The following is an 18,185-nucleotide window of genomic DNA, read 5'->3' on the forward strand; positions in this document are numbered from 1 at the left end:
ATAACGCTCCTACGCTGTGCGGCACGAGGTGCGGGCAGGACTCGAGGGCCGGGGCGCCGGCGGGAGGGATGCCCGTCGCCGGAGGAGGTGTCGGGCGGCCGGTATCAGCTGAAGGTCCCCGTGCCGTTCACCCCGGGCATGGACGCGGCCGGCGTGGTCCGGTCCGCGCCACCGGAGGCCGGCGTGGCCGCGGGGCGGCGTGTTGCGGTGCTCGCGCCGTACGGATGCCGGCAGGAGGTTGTCAGCGTGCCGGCCCACCAGGTCCTGCCGCTGCCGGACGACCTGGGCTTCGAGGCGGGCGCGGCCGCTCCGCTCAACTACCTGACCGGGCTGTTCGCGTTGCTGTGGCGAGGGCAGGCACGCTCCGGCGAGACGCTGCTGGTGCACGGCGCCGCCGGTGGGGTCGGCACTGCGGCGGTCCAACTCGGGCGCGCGCTGGGGCTGCGCACCGTCGCTGTGGTGGAGGACGAGGCCAAGGCGGAGTTCGCGCTGCAGGCCGGGGCGGATCACGTCGTGCCCGGCCGGGGCTGGCCGGAGGCGATCCGCGAGGTGCTCGGGGAGCGGGCGGTCGACCTCGTGGTGGATCCGGTGGGCGGAGACCGGATGACCGACAGCCTGCGGTTGCCGGCGCCGGAGAGGCGGCTGCTGGTCCTCGGGTTCGCCGCGGGGGAGGCGGCGGCTAGGACGTCCCGGCCAGCTGCGCGGCGACGCCGGCCCGGTCGATCTGCATCCAGTACTGCGTGATCCGCCCGTCCTCGACCTGATAGACGACCGCGTTGATCTGCCGCACGGTGCGTCCCGTCGGGGCGTGCCGGCCGGTCTGCACCAGACGTACGTACGCCCGTTCGCCGTCGACCAGCAGCTCCTGGATCTCCAGCGTGAAGTCGCCCCAGGTCTCGATCATTTCTTGGACGTGCTCCACGTAGTTCTGCGGAGTGCGCTCGATCGTCGCCTCGTCCTCCGACTGCACCTGGTGCGCCAGGACCACCGGCGCCATGAGGCCGGCGGCACGGCTCAGGTCCCGGCCCGACCGGACGTGCGTGAGGAACTCCGTCACGACCCGCCGGGTCACCGCTTCGTCGATCATGCGCCGACTATGGCACCGCGCGGTTCGGCGGCGCTACGACCCCGGCCACACGCGAGAGGCGGCCCTCAGCGGTGCGCGACCAGGGCGCCGGCCGCCGGCAGCAGGGAGTACGTGTCGCGGAGGGCGTCCGGGGTGGTCGCCCGGTCGAAGTGCCAGCCCTGGCCGTGGTCCACGCCGAGGCCGGCGAGCGCGGCCGCGTCCGCCGCGGTCTCGATCCCCTCGGCGACCACCTGCGCGCCGATCGCGCCGGCCAGGTCGACCATCGCGCGCGTCAGCGCGGTCAGCACGGTGTCGTCCGCGACGCCGGCCACCAGGCTGCGGTCGAGCTTGATGACGTCGGGCGCGGTGACGACGATGTGCCGCAACGACGAGAAGCCGGCGCCGACGTCGTCGATGGCCAGCCGCATCCCGCGGGCGCGCAGCGGCGCCAGCATGGCGCGCAGGGCGTCGTAGTCGTCGATCGGGTCGTGCTCGGAGAGCTCCAGCAGCACGCGGTCGAGCGGCATCGCGCCGAGCAGCTCCCGGCACGCCGTCGTGGCCAGGGTGGCGGGCGAGACGTTCATGGCGACGTACCCGGAGACGTACGGGAGATGTGCCGCCGCCCGCTGCAGAGCTTGCATCTCGAGGCGTTCGCGGCACCCGATCAGTTCCGCGTCGGCGAACACGAGGTCGGGCGGCTGGTTCCACTGCTGGGGGAAGCGGCTGAGCGCCTCGGCGCCGGTCCGCTCGCCGGTCGTGAGGTCGACGACCGGCTGCAGCAGCACCACCGGCCCGCCGCCGTCGATCAGCGGGCCGAGCCGCTCGGCGATCCCGGCGGAGCGGCGGCGCTTGCGGACGTCCGGCTCGATGATCATCGCCGCGGCCGCGGCCAGCACCTCCATCAGCGCGCGGTCGCGCTCGGCCAGGTCGTCGTCGGGGGCGAACCCCGCCGCGCAGAAGCTCCCGTACACGGATCCGTCGCTCAGGGTCACGGGCACCGACACGAAGCTGCGGATGCCGGACACCTGGACCGCGGGCAGGGTCATCGTGCCCGGGAAGTCCTCGACGTTGCGGATGACCGGCGGGAGCTCCCCATCCATGATCGCCTGACACAGCGACGTCTCCTGCCGCTGCGTGAAGCCGTCGCTCACCAGGTCGGGCCCGTCGAACTCCACCACCTCAAGGTGCTGGGTGACGCCGTCCATCCGGCTCAGGAACGCCAGGCTGAGCCCCAGGGAGCTCCGCGCGCTGCGCAGCAGGTCTGCGATCTGCTGCGCCGTCTCGCTGCGCTGTCTCGACATCGACGTCCCCTCGGTGGCTGGCGAGTTGTCCGCTCGAGGACCTATCGGCCGGTGCGCGCGCGGGATGAGCGTCCTCGGTCGCGCGTCTAGAACCAACGCGGATTGGCAATACGATGCTGGTATGACGGCCCCCGATGACCTGGATTCCGGCCTGGCGGCGCTGGCCCCGCTGACCGACGGCGTACGGCGTGCGGCCTACCGCGCCGTCCTGGCCGCGGGCCCCGGCCCGGTCGGCCGCGACGAGGTCGCCGAGAAGCTCGGCGTCGGGCGCACGCTGGCCGCGTTCCACCTGGACAAACTCGTCGACGCCGGGCTGTTGGAGGTCTCGTACGCCCGCCGCAGCGGCCGCACCGGGCCGGGCGCGGGGCGGCCGGCGAAGCTCTACCGCGCGTCGCCCGCCGAGCATCTGGTGAGCGTGCCTCCGCGCGACTACCGGACGGCGGCCGAACTGCTGGCCGAGTCCGTGGAGCGCAGCGGTGCGGACACCGCGCTGTTCGACGTGGCTCGCGAGCACGGCCGCCACGCCCCGCCCGGCACGGACGTACGGGACCTGCTGACCAGGTACGGATATCTGCCGGAGGAGACGCCGGACGGGTTCGTGCTCACCAACTGCCCGTTCCACCGGCTGGCCGAGCAGTTCCCGCCGCTGATCTGCGGGATGAACCTGGCCATGATCGACGGCCTGCTCGACGGCTCCGGCGCCTCGGCGGGCTGGGCGGCCCGGATGGAGCCCGCCGCCGGTCGCTGCTGCGTCGTCCTCTCTAAAAACAATAACGATTGACACTACAGCGGGGGTTCTGGTGAGCTGCCTGTCATGACCTCCGCTTTCCACCTGGCGCAGTTCAACATCGCCCGCCTGCGCGCCCCGCTCACCGACCCGTCCATGTCGGCGTTCGTGGCCGGGCTCGACACCATCAACGCGCTGGCCGACGCGTCGCCCGGCTTCGTGTGGCGGCTGGCCGAGGGGCCGGACGGCGACGCCACCACGGTTCGCCCCCTCGACCCGGACGTCATCATCAGCCTGTCGGTGTGGGACTCGATCGAGTCGCTGCGCGGGTTCGCCTACCAGAGCGCCCACCTGGACTACCTGCGCCGCCGCCGCGACTGGTTCCTGCCCCACGACTTCCCGGCGTCCCTGGTCCTCTGGTGGGTCCCGGCCGGCCACATCCCGAGCGTCGAGGAGGCGTGCGAACGCCTCGAGCAGGTCGCCGCCGGCGCGGGCCCCGAGGCCTTCACCTTCCGCAGGACGTTCCCCGCGCCCGAGCTCACCGCCGGGCGCCGGCGGTCATGACCATCGCGCCGGGACCGGGCGTCAGTCCTTGATCGAGTCCCGGCCGCGCTGCACCAGGAGGGGATCGGCCGCGTAGACCACCGACGAGTCCTTGTCCTCGTAGTCGAACTGGTTGAGGAAGAAGCGCATCGCGTTGAGGCGGGCACGCCTCTTGTCGTTGCTCTTGATCGAGGTCCACGGCGCGTGGTCGGTGTCCGTGTGCTCGATCATCGTCTCCTTGGCGACGGTGTAGTCGTCCCAGCGGTCGAGCGATTCGAGGTCCATCGGCGAGAGCTTCCACCGGCGCACCGGGTCGATCTGCCGGATCGCGAACCGGGTGCGCTGCTCCGAGTGGGTGACCGAGAACCACAACTTGGTCAGCGAGAAGCCGCTCTCGACCAGCATCTGCTCGAACAGCGGGGCCTGCCGCAGGAAGATCTCGTAGTCCCGGTCGGAGACGAAGCCCATGACCCGCTCGACTCCCGCCCGGTTGTACCAGGACCGGTCGAACAGCACGATCTCCCCGGCGGTCGGCAGCTGCTCGATGTAGCGGTGCAGATACCACTGACCGAGCTCGGTCTCCGTCGGCTTGGTGAGGGCGACGACCCGGGCCGCCCGGGGATTGAGGTGTTCCATGAACCGCTTGATGGTGCCGCCCTTGCCGGCGGCGTCACGCCCCTCGAACAGGATCACGTGTTTGGTGCCGGTCTCCTGCACACAGTTCTGGAACTTCAGCAGCTCGATCTGCAGCCGGTACTTCTGCTCCGCGTAGGCGTCGCGGTCGAGGCGCTCCTCGTACGGGTAGTCCTCCCGCCAGGTCTCGACCGGATTGCCACCCGGGTCGATCAGATCGGGGTCGGTGTGGAACTGGTCGTGCCGCACGTTGTAGCCGTCGCGCAGAAGGTGATCCAGGTACTCCCGGAAGTTCTCGCGTATCACCTTCCGAGTATCGGTCCCGGCCGGTGGGCTGTCGCGGTGAAGGGACCGCTCGGCCTCGCTGCGGACGTGGACGGTTTCGCCGCTTCGGCGCAGATCCTCGGTGACCCGCTTCCCGGGCACGGCGTCCAGATGCGAGTCGACGGTCGTTCGCTCAATGTTCAGCTTGTTCGACCTGCCGCGTGTCGCGTGCCGTCGGAGGCTCGAAGGAGCGGTGCCTGCGACTCGGGGTTGATGTGATGAGCGTTCTGGTGGTGGTGATGGTGGCCCTGCTGGGCGGAACCGCGTGGGTCGTGCAGGACCAGCCGTGGGCCGCCCGGCCCGCGCTCCAGCGCCGTCTGGCCGAGGCGGGGCTGACGCTGAGCGTGCTGGCCGGACGCATACCTGGCCGCATGCCGACGATGGGGGCTCCCGCCCGTACGGGTGCCGCACGTCGGTGATCGCTACGACCTGGACGTCGAGGCGGCGCGCAATGCCGGTCTACGCGCGGTCCACCTGGACCGAAAGAACGTGAACCTCGCCTGGATCACGGGCAGATCACGTCCCTGCGGGAACTAGCCGGGCTGCTCACGCCTACCTCGTAATAAAACCCTGCCTGAGCCTCATCTCGATGTCGATGCCGCCGTTCGGCATCAGACCGGTCACGGCCTCCGGATGGGGAGGCTGTGCCTGCCGACCGAGAGGACCGGGCCGACCATGACCACCGCGGTCGAGCCGGCCGCCCGACTCGATGGTGAACAGCGCCCGGCGGGTACGGGTGCCGGCGCCCGTACCCGCCGAGCACGACGGGCAGCCGCCCGTCGACGAAGTTGGCGCGCCCGGCCAGGTAGGCGTCGAGACGCTCGAGCACCGGGGCGGGAAACTCATGCAGGCGGGCGAACCAGGTCTCGGCATCATCCAGGTCAGGCCCGGGGTCGCCGAGTGACGGCTCTACGTATCGGTGCTGGCGAAGGACCGGCTGGGCAGAGCGTCCAACTCCCGGGTCCAGGTCTCCGCAGCGGTGCGGAGCCGATCGGCTCGGAGCCGGAGTTCAACGGCGTACTGGTCGCTGTCCGGGCCGTCTTCTCGAAGCCATGGTGGCGCTGCTGCAGCGGTGAAGTCGATGCGTAAGACGAGTTCCTCGCCGTCGGATGCAGTAAGGGAAAAGCCGAGATGCGGCTCCATGAACGAGAGTGACGGCTCGTCATCATGATCGGCTGTCGTGCGAAGCTCGACTTCGCCTCGGGTAGCTTTGCCGAGCCAGGTTGCCAACTCTCTGGCCTCTCCCATCACGAGGCAGGGAAGCGTGAATGACCAGTTCCGTGCTCCGAGATTCACGGTGCCGCTGATGACGAGCCACTGGTCATCCCATGCTCCCGCGTCCGGCGGATATTGCCATCGTTCCGGTCGCAGACTGACTGTGGTTCCGTTGCTTCCTTCGACAAGCACGCGGCAACTCTAGTACGCCGGGCACAAGATCCCACTCGAATTTCCGAGGTATTGACGGCTCCTCCGCGGCAGAGCCGACTCGCCGGCCCCTGACAGTGTGCAGCCGATTCCTGCGCCCGTCGCGACAAGGTTTGGAGACCTCTGAATCACACGAGTTCGAATCTCCAAACCCCGTTCCATCACTCAAAACGTGTTTCTTCGGTAATCGGTCACGCGTTTCAGTAGAGACGGCCAGACCATCGCCCAGCCCAAGACGGGGGTGAACAAGGAGGAGCCGACGATGACGAGCGCGACGGAGAATCCCAGAACGGTAGCGACAAGCGCACTGGTGAGCATGGGAACGGCCGTTTCCGTGATCATACTCCACCGCAATACCGACAGCGGTACGCCGCTCACCCGTAGCAGCGCATACTCGCGGCGACGCTCGATAACCCCGACCATGATGAAGGCAACCGACCCCACCCCGCCGACCAGGAATGCCAGCAGCGAGACGAGAACCAATGCACGACGGGTACGGACCGCGCCATCAAGGCTGGAATTCTCGGATTCCGCACCAGTCGCCAGCATGCTGCCGGGCGCCCCACGGTCGAGTACCGAACGGGCCTGTTCGAGCGCTGATAACGACGAGAAACGCAACAGCAGCCTGTCTGGACGGGCTCGCGAGAGGATCTGATCAGACACCAGATCGGGCTCGACTATGAGTCCAGAAACATCGAAACCACCGGACATCGGCACTACTGCAACCTTTTTCGGGTGTATCTCGACAGTGAGCGTGGGGTCCTGCCTCTGACAGCCCGACGACCACAGCAGGCGTCATGGCGGTGCAGACGGTCGAAACGAAGATTGCGAGAACGACGGTCATCAGGGCGCGGAAGGCGCCTCGGGGTTCGGCGATGATACGGCCGCCGGCCAAGAGCCGCACCGGTCCTCCGCCCAGCTGCAGCAGGCGTCCGACACCGCGCATCAGTACTGGACCAGCAAGCACGAAGGACAGCATGAGCCAGGCGAACGCGGCCGCTGCTGTTACCGCCCCGCCCGCCCGACTGGCGCCGCCCACTGCTGCGAACAACGCTCCAATTTACACCCAGGGCCAACGGTGGCACCAGGTGCCACTTCGACAATCGGACGCGTATCGCCCGCCGCGCCGCTCCCAGCGGAGTCACGGCTGCCTGCCGCAGACCCAGCAGCGCCGGGACCACTACTAGCAACGGCAACGTCGCCAGTACCGTCGCCATCACCGTTGGCGCAGGAGTCAGGTCTGAGGGGAACCAGCGCACCTTCATACCTGCTTTGCGGCGCGTTGCTGCTCGTGAGGAACTGTATGAAGGCGCTTCTGTCAGTCACCGGCATGCGGTCCGCTGACAGGTAGCGCCCCACTCCGGGGCCAGGGAGGTGGAGCACCGGTCTCCCCTGGCCCACGGTGCCGGGCGCGACGACGACCAGCTGCCGGGCACCGGCGCCACGCCACCGCGGCGGGATTTTCGCAGCCGTGGCGCCGCGGGCTTCGGCGGGCCGGTACATGATCTGCGAGGTGCTGGCGGGCCAGGTGCCGGTGATGCCGGGCAGCGACAGTGCGGACAGAAGCGGTTCGGTACGGATCAAGGCGCCGGGGAGAAGGCGGGAATGGAACCGGCTGCGTGCGCCGGTTGCGCGGGTCGCACTCTCAGACGACGGCCCGGGCGGGGCCGTGGCAGGCGCAGCCGCGATAGGTTGCCGGCGTCGCGGAGGGCTGCTTCACCCGCGCCTCGATGTCGGCGAGCAGGTGCACGCGGGCCGCGCGGTCGAGGAGGCGGCCGCGGACGACGACGCTGTCGATGCGGGCCGTGTTGCGGATGTCGTGCAGGGGGTCGGCGTCGAGCAGCACCAGGTCGGCGAGCGCGCCGCGGGCGACGACCCCCTGGTCGCTGCGGCGCAGGTAGCGCGCCGGGTTGAGGGTCGCGGCGCCCAAGGCCTCGAGGGGCTTCAGGCCCGCCCGCACCAGCAGCGCCAGCTCGTCGTGCAGGCTGAACCCGGGCATCAGGTACGACGTGCCGAGATCGGTGCCGGTCATCAGCGGCACGCCGGCGGCCGCCAGGTCGGCGGTGAGGCTCAGGCGGCGCCGGAAGAGCTCGCGCGACTCGGCGATCCGGGCCGGCGTGCGGCCCGGCAGGTAGAGGTTGTCGACGGCCCAGTCCCAGAAGCCGATCATGTCGGCGCTGAAGTACCGGTTGCGCGGGTCGTGCCGGTCGATCTGCTCGGGCAGGTCGTTGGTCTCGTGGAGCACGAGCGTCGGCGTGACGTAGGTGCCGTTGCGGGCGACGCGGCGGAACACCCGCTCGGCCCTGCGCCGGTCGTAGGTGCAGGCCGCGGCGTACTCCAGCGGGTGCATCCGGTTGAACCAGCCGTTGTACTCGCCGGGACCGATCGGCACGGCGGCGACCGCGCGGCGCAGCCGCTGTTCGTCGGCGGAGGTGTCGTACCAGATCCCGAAGAGGTGCTCGACGGTGCGCAGCCCGCGGTCGCTGGCCTCGGTCAGCTCGACGAAGTCGGGCACGTGGCCGAGGAACGGCAGGCCGAGCCGGCGGCACTCCTCGGCTACGGCGAGAAACGCCGTACGGCTCAAGCGGGTGTAGGTCTTGATGAAGGCGGCGCCGGCGGCGTGCTCCTGCCGCACCGCGGCCCGGGCCTGCGCGGGATCCGCGACGGCGATGTGCAGGTCGTTGTCGGTGTCGATGCCCTCCCACAGCGAGGGCGTCCCGTCGATGATCTTGCTGCCGACCGTCCACCGCGGGCCGAGCCGTTCGCCGGCGGCGACCTGACGCTGCCAGGAGCGGGCCTCCGCGCCGCCGGACATCTCCCGCGTGGTGGTGACGCCGTTGACGACGTACAGCTCGGGGTCGGTGTCGTCGATGCCGGTGGCATGCGTGTGCATGTCGGCGAGACCGGGGATGAGATATTTCCCGCGGCCGTCGACGACCCTCGTGCCGGGTGGCACCGGGACCCGCTGCGCGGAGTCGGCGTCGAGGATGCGGTCGTCGCGGATCAGCACGGTCTGGTCCCGGCGGACGCCGCGGGCCGCGTCGATCACGGTCACCCCGCGCACCGCGAGCAGGCCGCGGGCCGGCTGTCCGGCGCGCGCCCCGGCGGGCCGCGTCAGGCCGAGTGCGGCGCCCGCGACGCCGAGTGCCGTACCGGTGAGAATGGTTCGCCGTTGCATGGCCAGGCCTCCCTGTCAGCGTTGCTGTCAGGGAGAAGCCTGCCGGGCCGGGCCGCCCGAGTCAGGGGTGGCAGGTCCCCGACAGAGGTGGACCCAGCACCCCGGAACAGTGCAGAGCGCCGGCGTCAGGCGGACCAGCCGCCGGTGTCGCCGGCCGCTCCGCGCTGCCGCCGCCGCGGCGGACGGCGGACGAGCCACCGCCGGCGCGGCAGGGCCCCGCCGTCCGCGGCCGCCGCGAGCAGCTCGGCCAGGTGCACCGCCCGCACCGGGCTGCGCCGCCGCCGCAGCCCGTTGCGCAGCTGCCGCAGGCAGCCCGGGTTGACCGCCACCACGAAGTCGACGTCCGCGGCCTCGATCGCGTCCAGCTTCGGCGCGAGGATGCGGCTGCTGTCGCGCGGGCGCAGCAGCGAGTACGTGCCGGCCGACCCGCAACACGAGTCGTCGCCGGCGACGGGGACGAAGTCGGCGACGGCCGCGATCAGCGCCCGCGGCTGCGCGTGCACGCCGAGGCCGTTGCGCAGATGACACGAGTCCTGCAGCGCGACCCGCGCGCGCCGCCCGCCGGCGCGGACCTCCCCCACCGGTGCGGCGCCCGTGGCGACCAGGTGCTGGCTGAGCTCGCGGACCCGCTCGGGGCCGAGCACGCCCGCCAGGTGCGCGACGCAGCCGCCGGCCGTGGTGACGATCGGGCCCGGCAGCTGCTCCCCGAGACGGCGGGCCAGGTCGCGGCCCCGCTCGGACTCGCCGTTGTGCGCGTGCAGCGCGCCGCAGCAGCCCTGGTTCGCGGGCGCGGCCAGGCCCGGCAGCAGGCTGCGGGCGGCGCGGCTGACGCGCGGGAACAGGGCCCGCTCGAAGCAGCCCAGCATGAGGTAGCCGTCGGGGTCCGCCGGGCGGCCGCGCGCGTGCCGGCGCGGCAGGCCCATCGCGCGCACCAGGAACGTCCGCGAGACCACGCTCATGAGCAGCTGGGCCAGCGGGGGCCGGTGCCTGCCGCGCCACTGGTGGTCGCGCCACGATTCGAGCAGCTCGCCGTACTGCACCCCGGCGGGACAGACCGGCTCGCAGGCGCGGCAGCCGAGGCAGAACGACGACTCGTCGCGCAACCGGGGGTCGTCGGCGTCGAGGCGGCCGGTCTCCAGCGCCCGCATCAGGGTGATCCGCCCGCGCGGCGAGGAGCCCTCGTCGGCCGACACGGCGTACGTGGGGCAGGCCGGCAGGCAGAAGCCGCAGGAGATGCAGCGGTCGAGCACCTCGGGGTCGAAGATGCCGCGGGTCATGAGCCCAGCTTTCCGGGGTTGAGGATGCCGGCCGGGTCGAAGGCCGTCTTGATCCGGCGCAGCAGCGCGACCTGGTCGGCGCCCAGGCGGGCGGTGAGGAAGGGCAGCTTCGCGGCGCCGACGCCGTGCTCGCCGGTGATCGTCCCGCCCATGGCGATGGCCGCGGCGAACACGTCGGCGAACGCCTTGTGCGCCGCCTCGATCGCCGCCGTGTCGTGCTGGTCCACCACGCAGGTGGGGTGCAGGTTGCCGTCGCCGGCGTGGCCGAAGGTGGCGATCAGCAGCCCGTACCGCGCGGCGATCTCGTCGATGCGGTCGACCATCTCGGCCAGCCGCGGCCGGGGCACGGTGGCGTCCTCGAGGATCGTCATCGAACCCAGCCGCGACAGCGCCGGCAGCGTGGCGCGCCGCGCCGTGAGCAGCGCCTCCGAGCGCGCCGCGTTCTCCGCCAGCGTCACCTCGATCGCGCCGTTGGCCTCGCAGAGCTCGCTGATGCGGGAAAGGTGCTTCTCGACGGTGCCCGCGTCGCCGTCGTCGCCGAACAGCAGCAGCGCCCCCGCGTCGCGGCGCAGGCCCAGCCGCGCGTACTCCTCGACCGCGCCGATGCACTTGGCGTCGAGGAACTCCAGGGTGGCGGGCACGATGCCGTCGGCGATGACGGCGTTGACCGCCCGCCCCGCGGCGGCGAGGGTCGGGAAGTACGCCAGCCCGGTGTTCGTGGCCGCCGGCATCGGCAGCAGCGCCACCGTCACCTCGGTGACCACGGCGAGCGTGCCCTCCGAGCCGGTCAGCAGGCGCGTCAGGTCGTAGCCCGCGACGTCCTTCCAGAGGCGGCCGCCGGTGTGGATCACCTCGCCCGTGGGCAGCACCGCCTCCAGGCCGAGCACGTAGTTGCGGGTCACCCCGTACTTCAGGCCGCGCAGTCCCCCGGCGCAGGTGGCGACGTTGCCGCCGATGGTGGACACGGTGCGGCTGCCGGGGTCGGGCGGATAGAGCAGCCCGCGGGCGGCCGCCGCGTCCGCCAGCACGGTGGTGGGCACGCCGGTCTCGGCCCGGGCCAGCAGCTCCTCGGCGTTCATCTCGAGGATCCGGTTCATCCGGGTCAGCACCAGGACGATCCCGCCGTCCCGGGCGGCGGTGGCCGCGCACAGGTTCGAGCCGGCGCCGCGGGGCACCACCGGGATGTGCTTGCGGGTCGCCAGCCGCAGGATCGCGCCGACCTCCTCGGCCGTGCGCGGCCAGACCACGATGTCGGGCGCGCCGCGGAAGGCGGGGGTCGCGTCCCGGGCGTACGGCTCCAGGTCGCCGGGCTGGTCGCGGACGTGGCCGGCGCCCACGATCCGCGCCAGTTCGGCCCGGGCGCGCCGGTCCAGGCTCACCGGTCCGTCCCGTCCACGAGCCGATCCGGGTCCGGCCCCGGTACGAGCGGGTCCGGCGCCGCCCCGGGCGGGTCCGGCTCTGCCACGAGCAGGACGTGCAGCGTGCGCGGGCCGTGCACGCCCTCCACCCGGTCCAGCTCGATGTCGCTGGTCGCCGACGGCCCGCTGATCCAGGTGAGCGGGCGCCGCGGGTCGAGCCGCGACACCGCCGCCGGCACGTCGTCCACCACCTGCCCGGCCTCGACCACGCACAGGTGCACGTCCGGCACCAGGGTCACGGCCCGGCGGCCCTGCCGGGGCCCGCTGTCCAGCACGATGGTGCCGGTCTCGGCCACCCCCACAGCCGCTCCGGTGAGGACCGCGTCGACCTGGTCGAGGTCCGTGGGAGCCAGCGAGTCGCGGTCCTGCACCACGGTCACGCCGCGCAGCGCCGAGAGCCAGTCGTCCGGCACGTCGGCGGGCACCACGACCGACCGCACCCCGTAGCGGGTGCACGCCTCGGCGACCGCTGCCGGCAGCCGGTCCGGCGTCACCCGGTCCACCACCGCCCGGTAGTCCTCGACCCGCTCGGTGAAGTGGCCCAGCAGGTCCGCCGGTTCCCGGGAACGGGTGTAGCCGCGCGGGATCTCCACCGGCGCCCGCTGCTCCCCCAGCACGCCGCGGATGCGAGCCAGGATCTCCTCGCGGGCCGCACTCACTCCGACCGCCGCCTTCGCGCGGCGGCCGAGCGACGAGCGGCCGGATCGGGCGCGGCAGCCGAATCGGGCGCGGCAGCCGAGTCGCGCGCGGCGGCCGAGCGACGGGCGGCGGCGGAGCGGCGCGCGGCGGCCGCGGCACGGCGGCGCCACCAGGTGCGGAACGACTCCGGCGGCGGCGACGGCGCGTCGCGGGCCTGGGTCCAGCCGTTCAGCGGCGGCGGCAGGTGCGAGATCAGCCCGCGCCGCCCGATCAGCCGGCCGGCCAGCGAGCTGACCGTCTCGGCGAACCCGAGCCGCCCGGGTCGGGCGAGCACCGCCGCCGCGGCAGTCATGGCCACCCGCTCCGGGTCCGGCACGCGGGAGCCGCGCTTGTCGTCCACCACCGTCCCGCGCAGGTGGACCAGCACCTCGGGGATGTCGATGCGCACCGGGCAGACCTCGAAGCACCGGCCGCACAGCGTGGACGCGTACGGCAGGCTGCGGTCCCGGTCGCTCGCGGTGCCGTGCAGCAGCGGGTTGAGGATGGCGCCGATCGGTCCCGGATAGACGGACCCGTACGCGTGCCCGCCGGTGCGCTCGTACACCGGGCACACGTTGAGACAGGCCGAGCAGCGGATGCAGCGCAGCGCCTGGCGCCCCACCTCGTCGGCGAGCACGTCGGTGCGGCCGTTGTCGACCAGCACCAGGTGGAACGTCTGCGGCCCGTCGCCCGGCGTCACGCCGGTCCACGTCGAGGTGTACGGGTTCATCCGCTCGCCGGTCGAGGAGCGCGGCAGCAGCTGCAGGAACACCTCGAGGTCGCGCCACGTGGGCACGACCTTCTCGATGCCGACCACCGAGATGAGGGTCTCCGGCAGCGTCAGGCACATCCGCCCGTTGCCCTCGGACTCCACCACGACCAGCGTGCCCGTCTCGGCCACCACGAAGTTGGCGCCGGAGATGCCCACCCGGGCCGAGAGGAACTTGCGGCGCAGGTGGGCGCGGGCGGCCGCGGCCAGCCGGCGCGGCTCGTCGGTGAGGTCGCGCGGCGCCTCCGGGATGGTGCGCAGGAACAGCTCGCGGATCTCGGCGCGGTTGCGGTGGATCGCGGGCACCAGGATGTGCGACGGCCGGTCCTTGCCCAGCTGCACGATCAGCTCCGCCAGGTCGGTCTCCCAGGCGGCGATGCCCACCTCCTCGAGGGCCTCGTTCAGCTCGATCTCCTGGGTGGCCATCGACTTCACCTTGACGACCTCCTCGGCGCCGGTCGCGCGCACGAGGTCGATGACGATCCGGTTGGCCTCGGCCGCGTCGCGCGCCCAGTGCACGTGCCCGCCGGCCGCGGTGACCCGTTCCTCCACCTGGAGCAGGTACCGGTCCAGGCCGGCGAGCACGTCGTCCTTGATCGCGGCGCCGGCCAGCCGCAGCTCCTCCCAGTCGGGCAGCTCGCCGGCGACCCGGTTGCGCTTGTCGCGGATCGTGCCGGTGGCCCGGGCCAGGTTGTGCCGCAGCTGGCTGTCGCGCAGCGCCACCCCGGCGGCCTTCGGGAACGACGGCGGGTCGAGCCACACCTTGCTGGGCGCGCGGTTGCGGCCGACCGGCCGGCCGGCGGGCGCGTCGGTGCCGGCCCCCAGCTCGGCGCTCACCCGGGTCTCGGACTCGGTCATGCCGTACCCCCCTCCTCGGATCCGGCGAGGATCTCCGCCAGGTGCAGCACGCGCATGCCCGACCGCTGCCGGGAGAGGATCCCGCCGACGTGGGTGAGGCACGAGTTGTCGAGGGCGCAGAGCACCTCGGCGCCGGTGCCGCGGGCGTGGCGGGCCTTGTCGGCGCCGATGGCCACGGAGACCTCGGCGTTCTTGAGGGCGAACGTCCCGCCGAAGCCGCAGCACTCCTCCGCGCCCGGCAGGTCCGTCAGGGTCAGGCCCTTCACGGCCCGCAGCAGCCGGTACGGCCGGTCGCCCACGTGCAGCCCGCGCAGCGAGTGGCAGGTGGGGTGGTAGGTGACCCGGTGCGGGAAGTACGCGCCCACGTCGGTCACCTCCAGCACGTCCACCAGGAACTCCGACAGCTCGTACAGGTGCGGTCCGGCCTCGACCGCCGCGCGCGCCAGACCGGTGTCGCCGGTGCGCGCCGCGATCCGGGCGTACGACTCCCGGACCGTGCCCACACAGGACGGCGACGGCGAGACCACCACGTCGTACGGGGAGAAGACCTCCGTCCACCGGCGGGCCAGCGGCACCGCCTCGCGGTAGTAGCCGGTGTTCACGTGCATCTGCCCGCAGCAGGTCTGCGCCGCCGGGAACGCGACGGTGTGGCCGAGCCGCTCGAGCAGCCGGACGACCGCCTGGCCGGTGCGCGGGTAGAGGGCGTCGTTGAAGCAGGTCACGAACAGAGCGACACGCATCGCCGTCGCCGCCCTACGGGAGCATCCAGCCGAGGACCGGCGTGGACTGCAGATAGACGAGCACGCACATGAACAGGATCATCACGGCGCTCCACCGGATCACGTACCGGAACAGGTCGCCCTCGCGGCCGAGGATGCCCACCGCCGTCGCGGCGATCGTCAGGTTCTGCGGGCTGATCATCTTGCCGACCACGCCGCCGGAGGTGTTCGAGGCCACCAGCAGCGTCGGGTCGAGCCCGGCGCGCTCCGCGGCCGCCTGCTGCAGCGTGGAGAACAGCGCGTTGGCCGACGTGTCCGAGCCGGTGACGGCGGTGCCCAGCCAGCCCAGCACGGGCGCGAGGAAGGCGAAGAACCCGCCGGCGGCCGCGATCCAGAAGCCGATCGTCAGCGTCTGCCCGGACAGGTTCATCACGTACGCCAGCGCCAGCACGGACGCCACGGTGAGGAAGGCCCAGCGCAGCCGGTGCGCGGTCGAGCCGTACTGCCGGGCCGCGATCCCCGGGCCGACCCGGTAGGCGATCGCCACGATGACGCCGCTGATCAGCAGCAGCGTGCCCGGCGAGGACAGCCACTGGAAGTTGTAGATGGTGGAGGAGCTGGGCGTGCCGGAGGAGCTGAGCACGTTGCCGTTCAGGCCGGGCCATCCGATCTTGATGTCGGTGCCGGCCAGGAAGTCCTTCAACGGCGTCCACAGCTTGGCCAGTGAGAAGATCGCGATGATGATCAGGTACGGCAGCAGCGCCATCCCGATGCGCCCGCCGGTCAGCTGCCGGGGCGCCTTGACCGCCGTGCCGCCGGAGCCGCCCGTGCCACCGGGAGCAGGCGACGCCGGGCCGCCGATGCCCGTCTCGTCCGCCTCGCGGTCCGCGGCGGCCCGCAGGTCGCGCAGCGCCTCCTCGCCGCCCTGCGGGTGCCACACCCGCAGGAACAGCACCGTCACGCCCACCGCGCCCAGCGAGGCGATGATGTCGGTGAGCTCGACCGAGATGTAGTTGGAGCTCAGGAACTGCAGGATGGCGAAGCTGACGCCGCAGACCAGCGCCACCGGCCAGGTCTGGCGGATGCCGCGCCGGCCGTCCACCATGCCGACCAGGATCAGCGGGACGAACAGGGCGAGGATCGGGGTCTGCCGGCCGACCACGGCGCCGATGTCGTCGGCCGGGATGTGGGTCAGGGCGCCGGCGGTCAGGATCGGCGTCGCGATCGCGCCGTACGCGACGGGGGCGGTGTTGGCCAGCAGCACCACGGCGGCGGCGCGGAACGGTGAGAAGCCGACCGCCATCAGCATGGCGCCGGTGATCGCGACGGGCGCGCCGAAGCCGGCCAGCGCCTCCAGCAGGCCGCCGAAGCAGAAGGCGATGAGCACGGCCAGCACCCGCGGGTCGGCGGTGATGAGGTTGAACGTCTCGCGCAGGTCCTCGAACCGCCCGCTCACGACCGTCAGCTGATAGACCCACAGCGCGTTGAAGACGATCCACATGATCGGGAAGAGACCGAACACGGCGCCCTGGGTGGCCGACAGCAGGCTCAGGTCGATCGGCATCCGGAAGGCCGCGACCGCCACGACGACGGCCACCGCCAGGGCGATCAGGCCGGCCCAGTGCGCCTTGAGCCGCAGCACCCCGAGCAGGATGAAGATGGCGATCAGCGGGAGCAGGGCGATCAGCGCGGACAGGGTGAGGCTGCCGCCGACCGGTGCGAGTTCTTGCTGGAACATCAGTTGCCCTCCGACGGCCGTTGCTCGAACGTGGGCGGCTGGTCGAAAGTGCCCGGCTCGGCGGTCCGCGCGCCGTGCCCGCCGCCCGCCACGCGCGGCGCCACGTCGGCCGGGGGCGTGCCCGCGCCGTCGCCGTCACCGTGGCGGCCCCGGCCCGCCCGGATCGGGTCGATCCCGCGGATCGAGGCGTCGATCAGCTCGATCGGGTGGAACATCGGCAGGTCCTCCGGCAGGTACCGGCGGATCTGCAGCAGGCAGCCCGGGTTCGCGGTGGCCAGCGCGTCCGGCAGCACCGAGACGACGTTGGCGATCTTGCGCCGGCCGAGCTCGGCCCCGGCCTCCGGCATGGTCAGGTTGTAGATGCCCGCCGAGCCGCAGCAGATCTCGGCCTCCGGGATGTCGGCGACCTTCAGGCCGGGGATCGTCCGCAGCACGGCCCGCGGCTCGGCGCGGATGCCCTGCCCGTGTCCCAGGTGGCAGGCGTCGTGATAGGCCACCCTCGCCTCGATCGGGTGCCGGGGCGCGACCGGGTCCAGCTCGGCGAGGAACTCCGAGACGTCGCGGACCTTCGCCGAGAAGCCGGCGGCCTTCTCCGCGTACCGGGGATCGTCGCGCAGCAGCCGGCCGTACTCCTTCATCGTGGATCCGCAGCCGGCCACGTTGACGACGATCGCCTGCACGCCGGTGCCCTCGAACGCGTCGATCAGCTTGCGGGCGCGTTCGAGGGCCTCCTCCTCGCGGCCGGCGTGCTCGCTGAGCGCGCCGCAACAGGGCTGCGACGGGACCACCACGTCGCACCCCTCCCGCGCCAGCACCCGCGCGGTCGCCGCGTTGACGTCCGAGAAGAACACCCGCTGGACGCACCCGGTGAGCATGCCGACCCGCATCCGGGTGGGGGTGCCGCGCGCGGGGATGACCTTCGGCAGCGACCGGACGAGGGTGCTCAGCCGGGCCGGCGGCATCAGCTCCTCCAGGGCCTGCAGCCGGCGCGGCAGCAGGCGCAGGACCCCGGCGCGCGCGAGCAGCTTGTGGCCGCCCACCCGCTCGTACAGCGCGCCGAAGACCGCGGCCACCCGCAGCCGGCTCGGGTACGGCATCATCTGGAAGATCAGCTCGCGGAACAGCCGGTCCGGCAGACTGCGGCGGTGGTGGCGTTCCAGCTGCGGGCGTACGGCCTCGATCAGCTCGTCGTAGCGCACGCCCGAGGGGCAGGCCGTCACGCAGGCCAGGCAGCCCAGGCAGGCGTCGAAGTGCTGGGTGTAGGTGTCGTCCATCTCGACGGCGCCCTCCTTGCCCAGCTTCATCAGATAGATGCGGCCGCGCGGCGAGTCCATTTCCTCGCCCCACAACTGGTACGTGGGGCAGGTCGGCAGGCAGAAGCCGCAGTGCACGCAGTCCGCGATGCGCTCGTCGGCGGGCGGGTGATGGGCGTCGAAGATGCCGGTGGCGCCGGCCTCGTGCACCACGTGCAGCCGCTGGTCCTCGTCGCGCTGCCCGTCGTGCCGGTCGGTGTTCTGCGTGGTCATCTGCA

General features: G+C 72.3%; 19 protein-coding genes. 6 read left to right on the top strand and 13 right to left on the bottom strand.

The features are described 5' to 3' along the window. The first annotated feature begins 87 nt into the window (after positions 1-87). A complete protein-coding gene (locus ACSNN8_RS32530) occupies positions 88-744 on the top strand; it encodes a zinc-binding dehydrogenase (RefSeq protein ID WP_436653807.1) in 657 nt (218 codons plus the stop codon). On the opposite strand, the gene ACSNN8_RS32535 is transcribed toward ACSNN8_RS32530, so the two are convergent. Together ACSNN8_RS32535 and ACSNN8_RS32540 are read right to left on the bottom strand one after the other, a co-directional pair. Next, positions 680-1,087: an ester cyclase gene (locus ACSNN8_RS32535; RefSeq protein ID WP_436653808.1), complete on the bottom strand. Its 408-nt coding sequence runs from the start codon at positions 1,085-1,087 to the stop codon at positions 680-682. The two genes, ACSNN8_RS32530 and ACSNN8_RS32535, sit on opposite strands and share 65 nt — an antisense overlap. A gap of 65 nt (positions 1,088-1,152) precedes the next feature. Further along, a complete protein-coding gene (locus ACSNN8_RS32540) occupies positions 1,153-2,367 on the bottom strand; it encodes a sensor domain-containing phosphodiesterase (protein ID WP_436653809.1) in 1,215 nt (404 codons plus the stop codon). A 121-nt stretch (positions 2,368-2,488) separates the two neighbouring features. Here ACSNN8_RS32540 and ACSNN8_RS32545 point away from each other — a divergent pair, with 121 nt between their 5' ends. Next, complete coding sequence (locus ACSNN8_RS32545; RefSeq protein WP_436653810.1) at positions 2,489-3,148, top strand: helix-turn-helix transcriptional regulator; 660 nt, start codon at positions 2,489-2,491, stop codon at positions 3,146-3,148. A 33-nt stretch (positions 3,149-3,181) separates the two neighbouring features. Continuing rightward, entirely contained in the window at positions 3,182-3,658 is a 477-nt protein-coding gene (locus ACSNN8_RS32550; RefSeq protein ID WP_436653811.1) for a DUF3291 domain-containing protein, read from the top strand. A 21-nt stretch (positions 3,659-3,679) separates the two neighbouring features. Here the strand turns inward: ACSNN8_RS32550 and ppk2 are convergent, their stop codons facing one another. Continuing rightward, positions 3,680-4,576 (bottom strand): polyphosphate kinase 2, encoded by an 897-nt coding sequence (ppk2, locus tag ACSNN8_RS32555; protein WP_436653812.1) that lies wholly within the window; start codon positions 4,574-4,576, stop codon positions 3,680-3,682. Between the two features lie 236 nt (positions 4,577-4,812). Between ppk2 and ACSNN8_RS32560 the strand changes: the two genes are divergently transcribed. The 3 genes from ACSNN8_RS32560 (at position 4,813) to ACSNN8_RS32570 (ending at position 5,498) form a co-directional block, all read left to right on the top strand. Then, a complete protein-coding gene (locus ACSNN8_RS32560) occupies positions 4,813-5,013 on the top strand; it encodes a hypothetical protein (RefSeq protein WP_436653813.1) in 201 nt (66 codons plus the stop codon). Further along, entirely contained in the window at positions 4,958-5,131 is a 174-nt protein-coding gene (locus tag ACSNN8_RS32565) for an HAD hydrolase-like protein (protein ID WP_436655482.1), read from the top strand. Before ACSNN8_RS32560 ends, ACSNN8_RS32565 begins: the two co-directional genes overlap by 56 nt. Before the next feature lie 172 nt (positions 5,132-5,303). After that, entirely contained in the window at positions 5,304-5,498 is a 195-nt protein-coding gene (locus tag ACSNN8_RS32570) for a hypothetical protein (RefSeq protein ID WP_436653814.1), read from the top strand. 5 nt (positions 5,499-5,503) lie between these two features. Here the strand turns inward: ACSNN8_RS32570 and ACSNN8_RS32575 are convergent, their stop codons facing one another. From ACSNN8_RS32575 to ACSNN8_RS32620, 10 genes are all read right to left on the bottom strand, one after another. Next, on the bottom strand, positions 5,504-6,001 hold the full coding sequence (locus ACSNN8_RS32575) for a WapI family immunity protein (protein ID WP_436653815.1): 498 nt from the start codon (positions 5,999-6,001) through the stop codon (positions 5,504-5,506). A gap of 183 nt (positions 6,002-6,184) precedes the next feature. Then, complete coding sequence (locus ACSNN8_RS32580) at positions 6,185-6,730, bottom strand: FtsX-like permease family protein (RefSeq protein WP_436655484.1); 546 nt, start codon at positions 6,728-6,730, stop codon at positions 6,185-6,187. Positions 6,731-7,664: 934 nt separating this feature from the next. Continuing rightward, entirely contained in the window at positions 7,665-9,197 is a 1,533-nt protein-coding gene (locus ACSNN8_RS32585) for an amidohydrolase family protein (RefSeq protein WP_436653816.1), read from the bottom strand. A gap of 125 nt (positions 9,198-9,322) precedes the next feature. Then, a complete protein-coding gene (locus ACSNN8_RS32590; protein ID WP_436653817.1) occupies positions 9,323-10,474 on the bottom strand; it encodes a (Fe-S)-binding protein in 1,152 nt (383 codons plus the stop codon). Beyond that, complete coding sequence (locus ACSNN8_RS32595) at positions 10,471-11,853, bottom strand: FAD-binding oxidoreductase (RefSeq protein ID WP_436653818.1); 1,383 nt, start codon at positions 11,851-11,853, stop codon at positions 10,471-10,473. Before ACSNN8_RS32595 ends, ACSNN8_RS32590 begins: the two co-directional genes overlap by 4 nt. Beyond that, the gene (locus ACSNN8_RS32600; protein WP_436653819.1) at positions 11,850-12,551 is read right to left on the bottom strand and encodes a LutC/YkgG family protein; all 702 of its coding nucleotides are present in this window, start codon (positions 12,549-12,551) and stop codon (positions 11,850-11,852) included. Before ACSNN8_RS32600 ends, ACSNN8_RS32595 begins: the two co-directional genes overlap by 4 nt. Further along, entirely contained in the window at positions 12,548-14,197 is a 1,650-nt protein-coding gene (locus ACSNN8_RS32605; RefSeq protein WP_436653820.1) for a LutB/LldF family L-lactate oxidation iron-sulfur protein, read from the bottom strand. The genes ACSNN8_RS32600 and ACSNN8_RS32605 overlap by 4 nt, the downstream gene beginning before the upstream one ends. Next, positions 14,194-14,937 (bottom strand): (Fe-S)-binding protein, encoded by a 744-nt coding sequence (locus ACSNN8_RS32610; RefSeq protein ID WP_436653821.1) that lies wholly within the window; start codon positions 14,935-14,937, stop codon positions 14,194-14,196. Before ACSNN8_RS32610 ends, ACSNN8_RS32605 begins: the two co-directional genes overlap by 4 nt. 13 nt (positions 14,938-14,950) lie before the next feature. Then, entirely contained in the window at positions 14,951-16,654 is a 1,704-nt protein-coding gene (locus ACSNN8_RS32615) for an L-lactate permease (protein WP_436653822.1), read from the bottom strand. Further along, the gene (locus ACSNN8_RS32620; RefSeq protein WP_436653823.1) at positions 16,654-18,180 is read right to left on the bottom strand and encodes a heterodisulfide reductase-related iron-sulfur binding cluster; all 1,527 of its coding nucleotides are present in this window, start codon (positions 18,178-18,180) and stop codon (positions 16,654-16,656) included. Before ACSNN8_RS32620 ends, ACSNN8_RS32615 begins: the two co-directional genes overlap by 1 nt. Positions 18,181-18,185 lie beyond the last annotated feature (5 nt).

Source organism: Actinoplanes sp. URMC 104, from assembly GCF_051386375.1.
Taxonomy (GTDB): Bacteria; Actinomycetota; Actinomycetes; order Mycobacteriales; family Micromonosporaceae; genus Actinoplanes.